The sequence below is a fragment of the Streptomyces desertarenae genome, assembly GCF_042681365.1.
Classification (GTDB): Bacteria; Actinomycetota; Actinomycetes; order Streptomycetales; family Streptomycetaceae; genus Streptomyces; species Streptomyces desertarenae.
The window spans coordinates 24753-41839 of record NZ_JBHUFU010000008.1 but is presented as its reverse complement, the minus strand read 5'-3'; the positions used below and the strand labels follow the sequence as shown (position 1 = coordinate 41839).

15 protein-coding genes are annotated in these 17087 nt (G+C 75.6%); 6 read left to right on the top strand and 9 right to left on the bottom strand.

The features are described from left to right. Nucleotides 1-5 precede the first annotated feature (5 nt). The 4 genes from ACFSJS_RS14805 to ACFSJS_RS14790 all read left to right on the top strand — a co-directional run bounded on the left by ACFSJS_RS14805 (nt 6) and on the right by ACFSJS_RS14790 (nt 4261). The gene (locus tag ACFSJS_RS14805) at nt 6-893 is read left to right on the top strand and encodes a TetR/AcrR family transcriptional regulator (RefSeq protein WP_380900370.1); all 888 of its coding nucleotides are present in this window, start codon (nt 6-8) and stop codon (nt 891-893) included. Between the two features lie 119 nt (nt 894-1012). Then, entirely contained in the window at nt 1013-1744 is a 732-nt protein-coding gene (locus ACFSJS_RS14800; protein WP_380900368.1) for an N-acetylmuramoyl-L-alanine amidase, read from the top strand. A gap of 168 nt (nt 1745-1912) precedes the next feature. Beyond that, the gene (locus ACFSJS_RS14795) at nt 1913-2863 is read left to right on the top strand and encodes a sulfite exporter TauE/SafE family protein (protein WP_380900366.1); all 951 of its coding nucleotides are present in this window, start codon (nt 1913-1915) and stop codon (nt 2861-2863) included. A 102-nt stretch (nt 2864-2965) separates the two neighbouring features. After that, complete coding sequence (locus ACFSJS_RS14790; RefSeq protein WP_380900364.1) at nt 2966-4261, top strand: acyl-CoA dehydrogenase family protein; 1296 nt, start codon at nt 2966-2968, stop codon at nt 4259-4261. A gap of 123 nt (nt 4262-4384) precedes the next feature. On the opposite strand, the gene ACFSJS_RS14785 is transcribed toward ACFSJS_RS14790, so the two are convergent. From ACFSJS_RS14785 to ACFSJS_RS14755, 7 genes are all read right to left on the bottom strand, one after another. Next, nucleotides 4385-4717: a TcmI family type II polyketide cyclase gene (locus ACFSJS_RS14785; RefSeq protein WP_380900362.1), complete on the bottom strand. Its 333-nt coding sequence runs from the start codon at nt 4715-4717 to the stop codon at nt 4385-4387. Between the two features lie 11 nt (nt 4718-4728). Continuing rightward, nucleotides 4729-5208: an SRPBCC family protein gene (locus tag ACFSJS_RS14780; protein WP_380900360.1), complete on the bottom strand. Its 480-nt coding sequence runs from the start codon at nt 5206-5208 to the stop codon at nt 4729-4731. 1 nt (nt 5209) lies between these two features. After that, nucleotides 5210-5479, bottom strand: a complete 270-nt coding sequence (locus ACFSJS_RS14775; RefSeq protein WP_380900358.1) for an acyl carrier protein — start codon at nt 5477-5479, stop codon at nt 5210-5212. A gap of 44 nt (nt 5480-5523) precedes the next feature. Then, nucleotides 5524-6765 (bottom strand): beta-ketoacyl synthase N-terminal-like domain-containing protein, encoded by a 1242-nt coding sequence (locus tag ACFSJS_RS14770; RefSeq protein WP_380900356.1) that lies wholly within the window; start codon nt 6763-6765, stop codon nt 5524-5526. Next, nucleotides 6762-8030: a beta-ketoacyl-[acyl-carrier-protein] synthase family protein gene (locus ACFSJS_RS14765; RefSeq protein WP_380900354.1), complete on the bottom strand. Its 1269-nt coding sequence runs from the start codon at nt 8028-8030 to the stop codon at nt 6762-6764. Before ACFSJS_RS14765 ends, ACFSJS_RS14770 begins: the two co-directional genes overlap by 4 nt. Further along, complete coding sequence (locus ACFSJS_RS14760; protein WP_380900352.1) at nt 8027-8491, bottom strand: cupin domain-containing protein; 465 nt, start codon at nt 8489-8491, stop codon at nt 8027-8029. The genes ACFSJS_RS14765 and ACFSJS_RS14760 overlap by 4 nt, the downstream gene beginning before the upstream one ends. Nucleotides 8492-8634: 143 nt before the next feature. After that, nucleotides 8635-9819 carry a SchA/CurD-like domain-containing protein gene (locus ACFSJS_RS14755; RefSeq protein ID WP_380900350.1) on the bottom strand — a complete coding sequence of 395 codons (1185 nt, stop codon included), beginning with the start codon at nt 9817-9819 and terminating at the stop codon, nt 8635-8637. Nucleotides 9820-10203: 384 nt separating this feature from the next. On the opposite strand from ACFSJS_RS14755, the gene ACFSJS_RS14750 reads away from it, so the two are divergent. Both ACFSJS_RS14750 and ACFSJS_RS14745 read left to right on the top strand, forming a co-directional pair. Next, nucleotides 10204-11952: an FAD-dependent oxidoreductase gene (locus ACFSJS_RS14750; RefSeq protein ID WP_380900349.1), complete on the top strand. Its 1749-nt coding sequence runs from the start codon at nt 10204-10206 to the stop codon at nt 11950-11952. Between the two features lie 83 nt (nt 11953-12035). Further along, nucleotides 12036-13316: an MFS transporter gene (locus ACFSJS_RS14745; RefSeq protein WP_380900347.1), complete on the top strand. Its 1281-nt coding sequence runs from the start codon at nt 12036-12038 to the stop codon at nt 13314-13316. A gap of 57 nt (nt 13317-13373) precedes the next feature. Here ACFSJS_RS14745 and ACFSJS_RS14740 read toward each other — a convergent pair whose 3' ends face one another. Both ACFSJS_RS14740 and ACFSJS_RS14735 read right to left on the bottom strand, forming a co-directional pair. After that, nucleotides 13374-15287, bottom strand: a complete 1914-nt coding sequence (locus tag ACFSJS_RS14740) for an ABC transporter ATP-binding protein (protein WP_380900345.1) — start codon at nt 15285-15287, stop codon at nt 13374-13376. A gap of 5 nt (nt 15288-15292) precedes the next feature. Continuing rightward, nucleotides 15293-17026, bottom strand: a complete 1734-nt coding sequence (locus ACFSJS_RS14735) for an ABC transporter ATP-binding protein (protein ID WP_380900342.1) — start codon at nt 17024-17026, stop codon at nt 15293-15295. Nucleotides 17027-17087 lie beyond the last annotated feature (61 nt).

Sequence of the window (17087 nt, the reverse complement as noted above, 5' to 3'; positions counted from 1 at the left end):
CCGTCGTGGAAGCAGCACCCAAGCCCGTACGCGAGGACGCCGGGGCGAGCCCTCCCGAGGCCGGACGGCCGGGGAGGGCCGCACGGTCCGCGAAGCAGCAGCCCAGGAGCGAGCAGACGCGGACCCTCATCCTGGAGACGGCCCTGCGCCTGTTCCGCGAACGCGGCTACGACCGCACGACGATGCGCGCTATCGCCCAGGAGGCCGGTGTCTCCGTCGGCAGCGCCTACTACTACTACGACAGCAAGGAACACCTGGTCCAGGGGTTCTACGACCGGATCACCGAGCAGCACCAGGCGGCCGCCGCCCGCGTCCTGGACGGTGAGGGGGACCTCGCGGCGCGCATCCGCGCGGTCCTCCTCGCCTGGCTGGACGTTGCCGAGCCCTACCACGAGTTCGCGGCCCAGTTCTTCAAGAACGCCGCCGACCCCGACAGCCCGCTCAGCCCCTTCTCCGCCGAGTCCGAGGGGCCCCGCAGCGCCGCGACCGACATCCACCGCCGGGTTCTGGCGGGCGCCGACACCCGCTACGACCCCGAACTGGGCGAGTACCTGCCCCACCTGCTCTGGCTCCAGCAGATGGGCCTGGTGCTCTTCTGGGTCCACGACCGCTCCGAGGGCTCGGCCAGGAGCCGCCGCCTGGCCGAGCGCGTGGCGCCGATCACGGCCCGCGCCATCTCCCTCACCCGGTTCCGCCTGCTGCGGCCGCTGGTGCGCGAGACCTGCGACCTGCTCGGCGAGCTCATGCCGACGGCGGCCGGCGCGGCGGCCCGCGGCCCGCGCCGCGGAACGGGACGGGACACGGGCCGGACGGCGGGGGAGGAGGCGGGCGCCCACGGCGGGAGGCGGCCGGCCCGGGGGACGGCCGCCGGGGAGCCCCCCGGCCGCGGCTGAGGCGCCGCGCCGGCCCCGCCGCCGGGGCGCGGCGAGGAGAGGCTGTGCCGCCGCGCCGTGTCACCCGGTCGGGCGCCCCGGCCGTGAGACCGGCGCCCGGGGGACGCACAGTGGGCTTCATGTGGTCCCCGCGCCTGGTGCTGGGCGCCGTCCTCCTGCCCCTGGCCGTGCTGGTGGCGGGGGACGGCCCCGCGACCCCGCCCGTCCCGCGGCCGGAGCCGCCTCCGGCGGCCGTGCCGGTCAACGGAGGCCCCCGTCCGGCGGTCGTCCCCCGATCGGGTTGGGGGGCCGACGAGGGCATGGTCAGGGAGCGCCCCGCCTACACCGGACCGGCCGTCGCGGTGTTCGTCCACCACACCGGGCACCCCAACGGCTACCGCTGCGACGAGGTCCCCGAACTGCTGCGCGCCCTGGAGGCCGACCACGTCCACGGCCAGGGCTGGGACGACATCGGCTACAACTTCGTCGTCGACCGCTGCGGCACCATCTACGAGGGCCGGGCGGGGGGCGCGGCCCGCCCCGTCCACGGCGCGCACACCCAGGGCTTCAACCGCGACAGCGTCGGTGTCGCCGCCCTGGGCACCTTCGACGCCGGCACGACCGTGCCCGAGGCGGTCGTCGAGGCGATCGCCGCGGTCGCGGCGTGGAAGCTCCGCCCGGGCGCCGATCCGCACGGCACGGTGAGGCTGACCTCCACCAACGGCAGGAGCCGCTACCCCGAGGGGGAGGCCGCGGTCTTCGACGTCGTCTCCGGGCACCGGGACAGCCACCAGACCGACTGCCCCGGCCAGGCCCTCTACGAGCGCCTCCCCGACATCCGCGACCGGGCCGCCCGGATCCGCGGCCGCTGACCCCGCCGCGCGCCGGCGGGGCACCGCGCGGTCCGACGGCCGCGTCCACCTGCGCTTTCCCGAAGTGCGAGAAGCCCTTGCCCGCATGCCGGACAGGAGCTTGCCGGGCCCGCGCCGCGCCCTCATGATTCCCACTAATCAAGTAGGAAAACTGGGAAACATGGCGAGGTGGCTGTGAGAACGCTGATCCTGCTGGCCCTGGCCGGGCTTGGCGCCCAACTGGTGGACGGGAGCCTGGGCATGGCCTACGGCGTCACCTCCACCACCCTGCTGCTCGCGGTCGGGACCAACCCCGCCGCCGCGTCCGCCACCGTGCACCTGGCGGAGATCGGCACCACCCTGGCCTCCGGCGCCGCGCACTGGCGCTTCGGGAACGTCGACTGGCGCGTGGTGGTGAGGATCGGCGTTCCCGGCGCGATCGGCGCGTTCGCCGGTGCCACCTTCCTCTCCAAACTCTCCACGGACACGGCCAAGCCCGTGATGTCCCTCATCCTGCTGGGGCTCGGCCTGTACGTCCTGACCAGGTTCACGTTCGCCGGGCTCCCCGAGGGCAGGCTCGGCAAGCCGCTGCGCAGGCGGTTCCTCACCCCGCTGGGCCTCGTCGCGGGCTTCCTGGACGCCACCGGGGGCGGCGGCTGGGGACCGGTCGGCACCCCCGCCATCCTCGCCAGCGGCCGCCTGGAGCCGCGCAAGGTGATCGGCTCGATCGACACCAGCGAATTCGTCGTCGCCGTCGCGGCCAGCGCCGGCTTCCTCGTCGGCCTGGGGTCCGAGGGGGTCGACGCGAGCTGGGCGGCGGCCCTCCTGGCCGGCGGCCTGGTCGCCGCACCCGTCGCCGCCTGGCTGGTGCGCCACGTCCCCCCGCGCGTCCTCGGATCGGCGGTGGGCGGCCTCATCGTCCTGACCAACGCCCGCACGCTGCTCCACAGCGACTGGGCCGGAGCCGGCGACGCCGTCCGGTGGACGGTCTACGGCGCCATCTACGCGGCGTGGGCGGCGGCCCTGGCCCACGCCGTCCGGGAGCACCGCCGCCAGGAGGCGCGGGAGGCGCCCGCCGGCGCGGCGGACGGTGCCGGCGACCCCGCCGGGACGCGGTCCGCCGAGAGCACCGCGGTCTGAACCGGAAGAGGGCCGCGGCCGGGTGGGACCGCACCCGGCCGCGGGACCGCAGCCCCCGATCGGCGCCCTCGCCGACGGCCCGCCCCGACCTGGAGGTACCGCGTGCCACCGGCCACCCCCCACGCCCCGGCGGCGCCCCCGGCGACCGGTGCGGACGAGAGTTCGGGCACGGCACCGGCCCCGGCCGGTCCTCCCGCGGCGGACGACTTCTGGCCCCGCGTCGCCCGTGAACTCGCCGACGACCTCGCCGCCGACGCCGTCTCCCGCGAACGGGCCGGCAAGCCCCCGTCCGACGAGGTGGCGAGAGTGCGCGAGGCCGGACTCCTGGGCGTGCTGAACCCGCCCGGGGCGCACGGCCGGGGCACCGGCCTGCGGCGGGCGTGCGCGCTCGTCCGGGAGATCGCCGCCGCCGACGGTTCGGTCGGCGAACTCCTGGCGCGCCACTACGCCCTGTCCTGGAGCGCCCGCCTCCTCGCCGGACCGGAGCGCGCCGCCGGACTCGAGGAGCGGGCGGCGGACGGACAGTGGCTGTGGGCGGGGGACGTCGAAGCCCCCGGCCCCGGACCGGGCCTCGCCCTCACCCCCCTCCGCGGCGGCGGGCACCGCCTCGACGGGCGCCGCCCCCTCGCCACCGGCGTCCCCGTCGCCGACCGGTTCGTCCTGGAGGCGGTGTGCACGGCCACGGGCGCCCCGCTCGTCGTCGTGGTGGACCCGGCCGCCCCCGGTGTGACGACCGGGGCGGCACACGACCGGTTCGGCCAGCGGCTGGCGGGGGCCGGCGACGTGGAGCTCCGCGGCGTCCTCGTCGACGCGGACGACGTGCTCGGCCCCGGCCCGCGCGACGAGCACACCGCACCCGCGTCGGCCGCGCTCGCCCCGCTCCTCCTCCGACTCGTCCTCGCCCACGTCGGGCTGGCCGTCGCGGAGGGGGCCCTGGCCGAGGCCCGGGAGGCCGGGCGGAGCGCCTCCCGTGAGCGGCCGGTCCCGCCGGACGGCGAGGAGTGCGACGCCGCGGGCGATCGGGCCGACCTCCTGCTCGCCTACGGGAAGCTCGCCGCGGCCCTGCACACCGCCACGGCGGTGGTCGAACGCGCCACGGAGGCGCTGGCGGGCGAACTCCCCGTGCACGGCCCTCCCGGGGGGCTCCCCGCGGACGGGTGGACCGCCGCCCCGGACACCGGGGCGGCGGTGCTCGTGGCCACCGCCGAGGCCGTCACCGGCCGGACGGCCCAGCACGTCACCGCAGGTGTCCTCGAACTCGCCGACAGCGCCGGACTCGACCGGTTCTGGCGCGACGCACGGGCCCTGACGGTGCGGACCCCGACCGCCGGCCGCCTGCGCGCCATAGGAGACCACTACCTGAACGGATTCCGCGCCCCTTCGGCCGCCACCGGCTGACGGCCCCGGCACCGGGGGGCACCTGGACGCCGCACCCCCGACCGCAGCGCCCCGGGCGCACACGGCCGCGCCGGGGTCCGGACTCCGCGGAGTCCGGACCCCGGCGCGCGCGGGCCGCGGTGCTCAGGCCGGGCCGCTCCGCTCCCAGCGGTAGAAGCAGTGCGCCATCGCGTCCTTCGGACCGCGCCAGGTCTGCGGGTCGTACGGTGTGACGTACGCCGACAGCCGCTCGCTGACGTCCCGGAACTCCGGGTGGTCGGTGGCCCGGGCGATGGCGGGCCCGGGGTCCCGCTCGCTCTCGATGAGGTGCAGGTACACGTCGCCGAACTGGAAGAGGCTGCGCCGGGCGACGCCCACCAGGTGGGGCAGCTCGCCGCGGTCGGACTCGGCGAACACCTTCGCGATGTCCGGCGCCGCTCCCGGTTCCATCCGGGCGACGATCAGGGTGTGGTGCACGGGGCGGCTCCTCAGTCGCTCATCGCGGCGGCGGCCGGGCGCTCGCCCGCCGCCTGCTCGATCCGGTCGCGGATGAGGGCCATCTGGATCCGCGAGTTGCGGTTGATGTTGTCCGTCATCCAGGCGTCGTCCACGGGCGCGTCCGGCTTCATCTCGAAGTCCTGCGTCCAGTGCATCCGGACGCCCTCGGGAGTCTCCTCGTAGCGCCACCGGATGTTCATGTGGCGGAAGGGGCCGGTCTCGACCCGGTGGGCCCGCACGGTGAGGGAGGCCCGGTCGGCGACCCGCTCGGAGACCCAGCTCCACACCCGGCCCTCGTCGTCCGGGTGCATGGTCAGGCGGAACCTGACGCGGTCCCCGTCGCGGGAGAGGATCTCGGCGGACGCGTACTCGCTGAACAGCCGCGGCCAGTTCTCGACGTCGTTGGTCATCTCCCAGACGAGGTCCAGGGGCGCGGCGATGGTGATCTCGTTCTCGGTGTGCCCGGCCATCTCACGCCCCCGTCGTCAGGGCGCCGTTGACGCACCGGAGGAACTCGCGGGGCGTCCTGCACCGCTCGGCGTGCTCGGGCAGGTCCAGGCCGTGGCGCTTCTCCAGTTCGCCCACGATGCCCAGCAGCCCCAGCGAGTCGAGGCCGAAGACGTCGAATCCGGTGTCGGCCCGCTCCTCCAGTTCACGGGGGTCGACGGCGACGCCCGCGGTCCGTTTCATCAGCGCGGCCAGTTCCTCCGCGGTCACCTGTGCGGTCACCTGGTCGGTCATGGGGTGTTCTCCTTCTCTTCGGAGGATCGGGTGGTCGGGTCGGTTCAGGCGCCGTGCCGCAGTACGAGCGCCGCGTTGGTGCCCATCAGGCCCCGGCTGAGCACCAGGGCCGTGCGCAGGTCGGCCGGGCGCGCGCGGCCGGTGACCAGGTCCAGGTCGTGGCGGACCTCGTGGGCGTGGACGTTGGGGGTGGGCGGGACCAGGCCGTTCTCCATGGCGAGGACCGCCGCCGCGGCGTCCAGCACGGGCGCCCCGCAGTACGCCCGTCCGGTGCCGGTCTTGGGCGCGGTGACGGGAACGCGCCGACCGTGCGCGCCCAGGGCGTCGGCGATCGCCAGGGCCTCGGCGCGGTCCGCCTCGGCCACCCCGAGGGCGTCGGCGAACACCACGTCCACCTCCTCGGGGCGGCAGCCGGCCTCCTCCAGGGCACCGCGGATCGCCCGGGCCAGCCCCTCACGGGACCGGTCCCAGCGGGAGGCGCCGGTGAAGGTGGCGGCGTGCCCGGCCACCGTGGCCCTGAGCGGGGCGTCGCGGCGGCGGGCCGCCTCCTCGTCCTCCACCACGAGCATGGCGCCGCCCTCCGCGGGGACGAACCCGCGGGCGGCGGAGGTGAAGGGCAGGTAGGCGCACTCCGGGTCCTCCCCGGTGCTCAGCTCGGGATACCCCAGCTGGCACACCACCGAGTAGGGGGCCAGCGGCGCCTCGGCCGCGCCGACGACGACGGTGCCGGTGCCGCGGCCCACGGTGCGGGCGGCGTGCGCCAGGGCGTCCAGGCCGCCGGACTCGTCCGCCGCCACCACCCCGCAGGGCCCCTTGAAGCCGCCGCGGATGGAGACCTGGCCGGTGCTGGCCGCGTAGAACCAGGCGATGGACTGGTACGGGCCGACGTACCGCGACCCCTGCCCCCACAGGTTCTGCAGCTCCCGCTGCCCGAACTCGCCGCCGCCGGACCCGGCCGCGGTGACCACCCCCACGGAGTAGGGCGAGGCCACGTCGGCCCGGCCGAGCCGGGCGTCGTCCAGGGCCATCGTGGTCGCGGCCATCGCGTAGTGGGTGAACCGGTCGGTCTGGACGAGGTAGCGCTCCTCGATCACCGCCGCCGGGTCGAAGCCGCGGACCTCCCCCGCCACCTTCAGCGGCAGGTGCCCGCAGCCCTCGCGGGTGACGCGGTCCAGGGCACCGACCCCGTCGGCCACCGACTTCCAGAAGGCCTCCGCGCCGACGCCGCCCGGCGCCACCACGCCGATGCCGGTGACGACCGCGCGCCGTCCCTGCCGTGCGTTCACCGCGTCCTCCCGTCCGGCCGCGTCAGCACCACGGCGGACTGGAAGCCGCCGAAGCCGCTGCCCACCGACAGCACGGCGCGCAGCCTCCGCTCGCGCGCCTGGCGCGGCACGTAGTCCAGGTCGCACTCGGGGTCCGGGGTCTCGTAGTTGGCCGTCGGCGGCACCACCTGGTGGGCCAGGGCCAGCACGCAGGCGACCGTCTCGATGGATCCGATGGCGCCCAGGGAGTGGCCCACCATGGACTTGATCGAACTCATCGGCGTCTCGTAGGCGTGGGCGCCCAGGGAGCGCTTGACCGCCGCGGTCTCGTGGCGGTCGTTCTGCCGGGTGCCCGAGCCGTGCGCGTTGACGTAGTCGACGTCCGAGCCGTTCAGCCGGGCCTGGTCGAGCGCGTCGTCGATGGCCCGCGCCATCTCCAGGCCCTCGCTGGTCAGCCCGGTCATGTGGTAGGCGTTGCCGTAGGTGGCGTAGCCGGCGACCTCGCAGTACACGCGGGCGCCGCGGGCCCGGGCGTGCTCCAGCTCCTCCAGGACGAGGACCGCGCCCCCCTCTCCCATGACGAACCCGTCGCGGTCGGCGTCGAACGGCCGCGACGCGTGCGCCGGGTCGTCGTTGTTGGGGGAGGTCGCCTTGATGGCGTCGAAGCAGGCCATCGTGATCGGGGAGATCGGCGAGTCCGACGCGCCGGCGAGGCAGACGTCGGCCCGGCCCTCGGCGACGGCGTGGAAGGCGTACCCGACGGCGTCCAGCCCCGAGGTGCAGCCGGTGGAGACCGTCTGCACCGGCCCGCACGCGCCGAACTCCTCGGCGACGGCCGAGGCCAGGGTGCTGGGCGAGAAGGCGCGGTTCAGGTGCGGGCCGGCCCGCCGGTGGTCGACGTCCCAGCGCGACCCGCGCCCGCTGACCAGGACGTAGTCGTGCTCCAGACGGGTGGTGCCGCCGACCGCCGTGCCCAGGCTGACGCCCGTGCGCCAGGGGTCCTCGCGGGCCGGCTCCAGACCGGCGTCGCGGACCGCCTCGGCGGCGGCGACCAGCGCGAACTGCACGTAGCGGTCGCAGCGTTCGACCTGCTCGACGGCGAGGCCGTGCGCGAGCGGGTCGAAGTCGCACTCCGCGGCGATCCGCGAGCGCAGCCCGGCGGGGTCGAAGAGGGTGATGCCCCGGGTCGCGGTGCGGCCCCCGGCCAGCAGGTCCCAGAAAGCCGGGACGCCGATGCCGCCGGGTGCCACCACGCCCAGGCCGGTGACGGCGACGCGTCGGGTCACGACACCGCCCCGGTGGGTTCGACGGGCCTGCCGTGGACGGGCGGGAACCGGTCGTCGGCCCGCTCGGGCGCGGTCTCCTCGGTGTCGACGTGGCCCAGTTCGGGCCGGGGCGCCAGCGGGCCGAGGTGGAAGACCAGGCGGGCTTCGGTACCGCCCACGTTGCGGAACCGGTGCCGCACGTGGGCGGGGATCAGCAGGCCCTGGTCGGGCGCGAGCGGGTGCGGCTCCCCGTCCAGGTCCACCTCGAAGGAGCCGCTGACGACGTAGACGAACTCCTCGGAGTACGGGTGGTAGTGCTCGGCGATGCGGTCACCGGGCTGCACGATGGCCAGGCCCATGAAGCCGCTGGTGGAACCCACCGTGGCGGGGGTGAGCATGGCGCGCAGGTCGCCGCCGCGCCTGCGGTTGGGCTGGATCTCGTCCAGGTCGACGATGCGTGGGCGCTGCTGGGTCTCGGTCATGGTCGTTCGCTCCAGAAGGTCGCTGCGGGCCGGGGCGGATCGCCGGTCCCCGGCTCTCTTGCGGTTCGGTCGGTGGGGGACGGGATGGGTCGTCGTGGCGGGCGGGGGGTGGCCACCGGGGAGGGAGGCCGGGCGGACCGATCTCAGGAACCGTCCTCGGCGAGGTCGGCGACGAGCCGCATGCGGGCGCGCGACAGCAGGCGCACGAGCCCGTCCCCGTCTCCGGCGAACCCTTCGACGCCGAGCGCCCGGGCGTCGAGCAGCTCCACGAGCTCGGTGGCGCTGTCCGGCTCCCGCAGGCCCAGGACCGAAGCGGGCGCCGACTCCGGGGCGTCCGCCACCTCGACGATCCGCACGACGGTGTCGTCGCGGTGGAAGACGGTGGCGGCGCGGACCGGGCCGTGCGGGGCGTCGGCGGCCAGTTCGTCCTGCCGGGAGAGCAGTCGCGCCAGCTCGCCGCCCCGGCCCTGGCGGGCCGGGTAGTACAGCGCGAGCCGCCCCGCCGGCGACCCCGGAGGCACCGGTCCGGCGGGCGCGGGGGTGGAGCCGGGGGAGGGCAGGGGGGCCACGTGGTGCACGGCCGGCAGCGCGGACCGGGTGAGGAACACCCGCAGCGACTGCGGGTCGTCCAGGTCCCGATCCTGCGCCAGGTGCGGGGTGAGGGCGTCCTCCACCGCGCGCACCTCGGGCCGTCCGGTGAGGTGGACCAGCCCGGCGAGCAGATCGCCCCGCAACTCCCGCACCTCCACGACCTGCACGACCCGGTCGCCGTGCACGAACAGCGAGGTGCGGTGGAGCCGGACCGGGTCGCCCTCCCGCCGCACGGGCAGGGGGTGGCCGGCCAGGATCCTCGCTACCGCGGACCCGCTGCCGGGGCGGAGGGTGTAGGTCAGGGCGTGGCGCACCACTCCGCCGCCCGGCCGGGGAGATGCCCGCGGCACCGGGGCGGCCGGTGCCGCGGCGGCGGGACCGCCGGTCTCCCGGATGATGCGGAAGCGCAGTGACCGGGTGTCCTTCAAGCAGGCGCGCAGCGGCCGGACCGTCTCCATGTGCTCCTCGCTGTTCACCCAGGCGAGGAAGGGCGGTGCGCTCTCCCACTCGCTGGTGATGAGCCACTGGGAGGGGTCGTCGAGCGACTGGCAGAGCTGGTCGCGGATGTGCCCCGGGGTGGAGGCCACCTGGTCGCACACGCGCTCGTACGCGTCGAGGAAACGTTGCTGGGCGCCGTCGACGACGTCCAGCAGCAGGACGACCCGGAGCCTGGAGCCGTCGAACGCCGACTGGGAAACAAGGCCAGAGACCTGGGGGGCGAGACCCGGGGCTGTCATCCGGCACACCTCTTCTGCGGGGAGTGGGGAAGGGGGAGGGGGATCGGGGGAGGGCGGTGCGGCCGGGGCGGGCGCGGACCCGGCGCCGACCGCGGTGCGTCTTGATCGTGTGACGCCCCGTCCGATGCCGCAAATCCTGGGAATCAACCGGGTGAGGCGGGTGGCAAGGCATCTGTCTGGCAAGGGATATGACGAAGGCCCAGGTCACGCGGGTGCGATCGGGGCGGCCCGCGGAGGCGGCGTCCGCGCCGCCGTCCGTGTCCGCGGCCGCGCGGCACGGATCATCCGGGTGAAGCGTGGGCGAGGGCCCCGCCCCGGTGGCATGGATCACCACCGGCGCACGCCCGTGTGCGCCGGTGGCGATGCATGCGCTGGAGGCGAGTGATGAACGAAGAAGCCGACCTCAGGATCCCGGTCCTCATCGTCGGCGGCTCCCTGGTGGGCCTGTCCACCTCCGTGTTCCTGGGCCGCCTGGGCGTGCCGCACACCCTGGTGGAGCGGCACGCCGGCACCTCGGCCCACCCGCGCGGACGCGGCAACAACGTGCGGACGATGGAACTGTTCCGGGTGGCCGGGATCGAGTCCGCCGTCCGGGAGGCCGCGTCGGTCCTGTCCGGCAACCACGGCATCTACCAGGCACCGTCCCTGGCCGGGGACGGGGGCGAGTGGCTCTTCCAGCGGATGGACGAGGACGGCGCGCTGGCCCGGATCAGCCCCAGCGCCTGGTGCCTGTGCAGCCAGAACGACCTGGAGCCGGTACTGGTCGAGCACGCCCGGCGGCTCGGCGGGGACCTGCGGTTCGCCACCGAGCTGATCTCCTTCGACCCCGATCCGGACGGGATCACCGCCGTGGCCAAGAGCCGGGAGACCGGGGAGCACACTACGATCCGCGCGTCCTACCTCGTCGCGGCGGACGGCCCGCGCAGTCCGGTCCGCGAGCGGCTGGGCATCGGCCACACCGGGCCGGGAGACCTGTTCCACAACGTGAGCGTCACCTTCCGCTCCCGCGGGCTCGCCGAGGTGGTGGGGGACCGCCGCTTCCTCATGTGCTACCTGACCGACCCGGAGGCCGACGGGGCGCTGCTGCCGGTGGACAACCGCGAGCAGTGGGTCTTCCACCTGCCCTGGCACCCCGAACGCGGCGAGACCCTGGAGGAGTTCACCGACGAGCGGTGCGCACGGCACATCGTCCGCGCGGTCGGCGTCCCCGGGCTCGACGTGGAGATCACCGGCCGGGCCGCGTGGCACGCGGCCGAGCGGGTCGCCGAGCGGTACGCGGACGGCCGGGTCCTGCTGGCCGGCGACTCCGCCCACGAGATGCCCCCCACCGGCGCGTTCGGCGCCAACACCGGCATCCAGGACGCCCACAACCTGGCCTGGAAGCTGGCCGCCGTGCTCGGCGGCTGGGCGGGGCAGGGGCTGCTGGAGACCTACGACGCCGAGCGCCGCCCCGTCGCGCGGGCGACCGCCGCCCGCGCGTCGGGCCGCTCCGCCGAGCACAGCCACCCCGGCTACGACCCGGCCGCGGGCGGCCGCCCCGCCGGCGGACCGCCCGCTTCGGGGGCCGCGGCCCCCGCGGCCCAGGGCACCGGGGGGCCCGGCGCCGGCGGCCCCGGCGGCCCCGGCGGCCCCGGCGGCCCCGGCGGCAAGGGTCCGCAGGGCGGAGTCCTCACCGTGGCCCTGGGCTACCGCTACCCGCGCGGCGCCGTCGTCGGCACCGACCCCGACGCACCGGCCGTCCCCGGCGAGCTGCGGCTGACCGGGGAGCCGGGCACCCGGGCCCCCCACCTGTGGCTGCGCCGTGCCGGGGAGCGGATCTCCACCCTGGACCTGTACGAGACGACACCGGTCCTCCTCGCCGACGCCGCCGCGGGGGCCGGGTGGCACGCCGCGGCCGACCGCGTCGCCGACCTGCTGTCCGTTCCGCTGGTCACCCACCGGATCGGCACCGGCCCGGACGCCGGCCTGGTCACCGAGGACGGCACCGACTGGGCGCGGGCCCACGGCGTCGAACCGGACGGTGCCGTGCTGGTGCGCCCCGACGGGTTCGTGGCGTGGCGCTCCGCGGGCCCCGCCGGGGACCCCGCGGAGACGCTCCGCCAGGTCCTGTCGACCGTCCTCGCCCTGGGCTGACGGCCCGCACCCCCGGGGGGCGGCACTCGCCGCCCCCCGGCCCCCATGCCACCACCCGCTTCCGAGGAAGGGCCCGTGCACCCGTGACCACCGACACCCAGGCCGCCGACCGCGACGGCGGCGGCCGCGTCCCGCCCGCCGGAGGCCGGCTCGCCGTCGCGACGGTGGCCCTGGGCCTGTTCTCCCTGATGACGTCCGAGCTGCTGCCGGTCGGGCTGCTCACCTCCGTCGGCCACGACCTGGGGGTCTCCCCGGGCATCGCGGGGCTGATGGTGACCGTCCCCGGCCTGGTCGCCGCCGTATCGGCCCCCCTGGTCACCGTCGCGGCCGGCCGCCTCGACCGCCGCACCGTCCTGGCGGTGCTGCTCGGCCTGGTGGCGGTCGCCAACCTGGTGTGCGCGGTGGCGGACCACTTCGCCGTCGTCCTGGCCGCCCGCTTCCTGGTGGGGATCAGCGTGGGCGGGTTCTGGGCGGTGGTCGGCGGCATCGCGCCGCGCCTGGTCCCCCCGGAGCGGGTGCCGCGCGCCACCGCGGCGATCTTCGCGGGCGTCGGCGCCGCCTCCGTCCTGGGCATGCCCGCCGGCACCTTCGTCGGCCACCTCGCCGGCTGGCGGACGGCGTTCGCGGCCGCCGGCGTCCTGTCCCTGGCCGTCCTGGGCTGCCTGCTCGCGCTGATGCCCGCGGTGCCCGCGCGGCGCCGCGTCCGCTTCGCGGACCTGCCCGGGGCCCTCAGGGGCGGTACGGGGGTGCGCACCGGCATCGCCCTGCTGGCCCTCGCCGTCACCGGCCACTTCACCGCGTACACCTTCGTGCGCCCGGTGTTGCGCGGCGACGGCGTCCCCGAGGCCGCGGTCGGAGCGCTTCTGCTGCTCTTCGGCGCCGCCTGCGTTGCCGGCACCTTCGCCGCCGGCGCGCCGGCGGCGAAGCGCCCGCGGCGGACGGCCGCGGGTGCCTGCACGGTACTGGTGTGCGCCCTGGTCCTCATGGCGGCGACCGACGCCGGAGCCCTGGCGGCGGGCGCCCTCCTCGTCCTGTGGGGGCTGGGCTACGGCGCGGTGCCGGTCACCTTCCAGAACCGCATCCTGCGTGCCGCGCCGGAGCCCCGGGAGGCCGCCTCCGCGCTGTACGTGTCCGCCTTCAACACCTCCGTCGCCCTCGGCGCCCTCCTGGGCGGGCGGGCCGTCGACACCACCGGGCCCCACGGCGCCCTGTGGGCCGGCGCGGCCCTCGCCGCCCTCGTCCCCCTGTCCCTGGTCGCCGCCGCCCGCGCCCGCCGGCCGGCCGTGCCCTCCCCGGCCCCCGCCGGAGCTGCCGGACCCGGCGGTGCACCGAGGGCGCGGGAGGGGAGCCGGGCCGCGCGGTGAGGACCGCACCGGCCCCCGCCGGCCGCCGGGCGGGCGGGCGGCCGGCGGGGGCCGGGGTCAGTCGGCCCCCGCCGCGGCCCGGGTGAACTGCGCCTCGTACAGGCGGGCGTAGGCCCCGCCGGCCGCCAGCAGCTCCTCGTGGCGGCCCTGCTCGGCGATCGAGCCGTCCTCCATCACCACGATGGTGTCGGCGTCCCGGACCGTGGAGAGCCGGTGCGCGATCACGAAGCTGGTGCGGCCGTGCGCCAGCCGCGCCATCGCCTGCTGGATCAGCATCTCGGTGCGGGTGTCCACCGAACTGGTCGCCTCGTCGAGCACCAGCACCGCCGGGTCGGACAGGAAGGCCCGCGCGATGGTGACGAGCTGCCTCTCGCCGGCGCTGATCCCGGCGCCCTCGTCGTCGAGCACCGTGTCGTACCCGTCGGGGAGGGTGCGGACGAAGCGGTCGGCGTGGGCCGCGCGCGCCGCCTCCTCGATCTCCTCCCGCGTCACCTCGCGGGAGGCGCCGTACGCGATGTTCTCCGCGATCGTGCCGCCGAACAGCCAGGCGTCCTGCAGGACCATGCCGATGCCCGAGCGCAGCTCGTCGCGCGTCATGCAGGCGATGTCCACCCCGTCCAGGAGGATGCGCCCGCCCGTCACCTCGTAGAACCGCATCAGCAGGTTGACCAGGGTGGTCTTGCCCGCACCCGTGGGGCCGACGACGGCCACGGTGCGGCCCGGCTCGACGGTCAGCGACAGGTCCTCGATGAGCGGCCGGTCCTCGGTGTAGCGGAAGGACACCTTCTCCAGCACGACCCTGCCCCGCCGCTCCCGCGGGCGCTCGCCCGGCACCGGGTCGGGCTCCTGCTCCCCGGCGTCGAGGAGTTCGAAGACCCGCTCGGCCGAGGCGACGCCCGACTGCACCAGGTTGGCCATGGAGGCGATCTGGGTGAGCGGCATCGAGAACTGCCGGGAGTACTGGACGAAGGCCTGCACGTCGCCGATCGACAGCGCGCCCGAGGCGACCCGCAGACCGCCGACCACGGCCACCAGCACGTAGTTGAGGTTGGAGACGCAGAACATCAGCGGCTGCATGACCCCGCTGGCGAACTGCGCCCGGAACGACGCCTCGCACAGTGCCTCGTTGTGCTCGGCGAACGTCCTGGCCGACTCCTCCTGCCGCCCGAAGACCTTCACCAGGGCGTGCCCGGTGTACATCTCCTCGATGTGGGCGTTCAGCTCGCCGGTGGACTTCCACTGCCGCACGAACTGCGGCTGCGCCCGCCTGCCGACCCCCCGGGCGACCGCGAACGACAGCGGCACGGTGGCCAGCGCGACCAGGGCCAGCAGCGGTGAGATCCAGAACATCATCACCAGCACGCCGACGACGGTGAGCAGCGAGTTGGCCAGCTGGCCCATGGTCTGCTGGAGCGTCTGGCCGAGGTTGTCGATGTCGTTGGTGGCCCGGCTGAGCACCTCGCCGCGCTGCCGCCGGTCGAAGTAGGACAGCGGCAGCCGGGCCAGCTTCGCCTGCACGTCCTCGCGCAGCCGGAACACGGTGTTGTTGACCGCCCGGTTCACCAGCCGGGTCGCGGCCGCCATCAGCACCCCGGCGGCCGCGAACGCGGCGAGCGCGAGCAGCAGCACCTCCGCGACGGCGCCGAAGTCGATGCCCCGGCCGGGGGTGAAGTCGACCCCGGAGAGCATGTCGGCGACGCCGCCCCGCCCCTCCTCCCGCATCCGCTCCAGGACCTGCTCCCGGTCGGCCCCCCCGGGCATGTCGCGCCCCACGATCCCGGCGAAGACCAGATCGGTCGCCCGGCCGAGGATCACCGGCCCCGCCACGGAGAGCGCCACGCTCAGCAGCACGGCCAGGAGCATGCCGCACACCGTGGCCCGCTCCGGGGCGAACCGGGCCAGCAGCCGCTTCCCGGAACCGGCGAAGTCCATCGACCGCTGGTGCGGGCCGCCCGCGGGTGTCCGTCCCATGGCCATCAGCGGGCCTCCGCTTCCGTCAGCTGGGAGAGCACGATCTCCCGGTAGGTGTCGTTGCCGGCCATGAGGTCGTCGTGGCGCCCGGCCCCGACGACCCGCCCCCCGTCGAGGACCACGATGCGGTCGGCGTCGCGGACGGTCGACACCCGCTGGGCGACGATGACGACCGTCGCCCCGGCCGTCTCCCGGGCCAGCGCCGCGCGCAGCGCCGCGTCGGTCGCGTAGTCCAGAGCCGAGAAGGAGTCGTCGAAGAGGTAGATCTCCGGCCGCTGCACCAGGGTGCGCGCGATCGCCAGCCGCTGCCGCTGGCCGCCGGAGAGGTCGGTGCCGCCCTGTGCGACGGGCGCGTCGAGCCCGCCCTCCATCCGCCGGACGAAGTCCGCGGCCTGGGCGACCTCCAGGGCGTGCCACAGCTCCTCGTCCGTGGCGTTCGGCCTGCCGTACCGCAGGTTCGTCGCGACGGTGCCGGAGAACAGGTACGGCCGCTGCGGCACCAGCCCCACGGTCCTCGCCAGCAGGGCCGGGTCCAGCCTCCGCACGTCCACGCCGCCGACCAGGACCTCGCCCTCGGTCGCATCGGACAGCCGCGGCACCAGGGAGAGCAGCGTGGACTTCCCGCTGCCGGTCGACCCGATCACCGCCGTGGTCCGGCCGGGTCCGGCCACCAGGTCGATGCCGCGCAGGACGGGCTCCTCGGCACCCGGGTAGCGGAACCCGGCCCCGCGGACCTCCAGGTGCCCGCGGCGCCGCAGCTCCCGCACGGGCTCGTCCGGCGGCACCACGCTGGTGGAGGTCTCCAGGACCTCCTGGATGCGCTCGGCGCACACGTCCGCGCGCGGCACCATCATGAACATGAACGTGGCCATCATCACGCTCATCACGATCTGCATCAGGTAGGCGAGGAACGCGGTCAGCGCCCCGATGCCCATGCCGCCGTCGTCGATGCGGTGGGCGCCGAACCAGACCACCGCCACCGACGAGAGGTTCACGACGGTCATGACGATCGGGAACATCAGCGCGAGCAGCCGTCCGCTGCCCAGGGAGACCTCGGTCAGCCCGGCGTTGGCGGCCCGGAAGCGCTCCCTCTCGTGCCGGTCGCGGACGAAGGCCCTCACCACCCGGATGCCGGTGATCTGCTCGCGCAGCACCCGGTTGACCGTGTCGAGCCGCTCCTGCATCGTCCGGAACAGCGGGCGCAGCCGCCGCACGATCAGGACCACGGCGACCCCGAGCACCGGCACGACCGCGACCAGCACCCCCGACAGCGGCACGTCGATCCCCAGGGCCATCACGATGCCGCCCACGCACATGATCGGCGCCGACACCATGAGCGTGAAGCCCGTCAGGACCAGCATCTGCACCTGCTGGACGTCGTTGGTGGTGCGGGTGATCAGCGACGGTGCCCCGAACCGGCCCAGTTCGCGGGCGGAGAAGGACTGCACCCGGTCGAAGACGGCGGCCCGCACGTCCCGGCCGAACGCCGCGGCGGTCCGCGCACCGTGCAGGACGGCGCCGATGTTGCAGGCGACCTGGACGGCGGTGACCGCGAGCATGACGGCACCGGAAGCGAGGATGCGGCCGGTGTCCCCCCGCACGATGCCGTCGTCGATGATGTCCGCGTTGAGGGCGGGCAGGTACAAGGTGGCGCACGTCTGGAGCAGTTGGAGCACCACCAGGGCGTACACCGCCCTCCTGTACGGGGCGAGGTGTCTTCTGAGCAGGACGGTGAGCAAGCGGGTCCCCCCGGGTCGGCGTGGTCGGGGCCGCGCGGGGCGGCGAGGCCATCATCCGGCA

What these genes read in the sequence shown, in the direction of transcription:
- ACFSJS_RS14800 (WP_380900368.1), top strand. Translation starts at nt 1,013, where the DNA reads ATGTGGTCCCCGCGCCTGGTGCTGGGCGCCGTCCTCCTGCCCCTGGCC.
- ACFSJS_RS14780 (WP_380900360.1), bottom strand. Translation starts at nt 5,208, where the DNA reads ATGGCCGGGCACACCGAGAACGAGATCACCATCGCCGCGCCCCTGGAC.
- ACFSJS_RS14775 (WP_380900358.1), bottom strand. Translation starts at nt 5,479, where the DNA reads ATGACCGACCAGGTGACCGCACAGGTGACCGCGGAGGAACTGGCCGCG.
- ACFSJS_RS14760 (WP_380900352.1), bottom strand. Translation starts at nt 8,491, where the DNA reads ATGACCGAGACCCAGCAGCGCCCACGCATCGTCGACCTGGACGAGATC.
- ACFSJS_RS14755 (WP_380900350.1), bottom strand. Translation starts at nt 9,819, where the DNA reads ATGACAGCCCCGGGTCTCGCCCCCCAGGTCTCTGGCCTTGTTTCCCAG.
- ACFSJS_RS14750 (WP_380900349.1), top strand. Translation starts at nt 10,204, where the DNA reads ATGAACGAAGAAGCCGACCTCAGGATCCCGGTCCTCATCGTCGGCGGC.
- ACFSJS_RS14740 (WP_380900345.1), bottom strand. Translation starts at nt 15,287, where the DNA reads ATGGGACGGACACCCGCGGGCGGCCCGCACCAGCGGTCGATGGACTTC.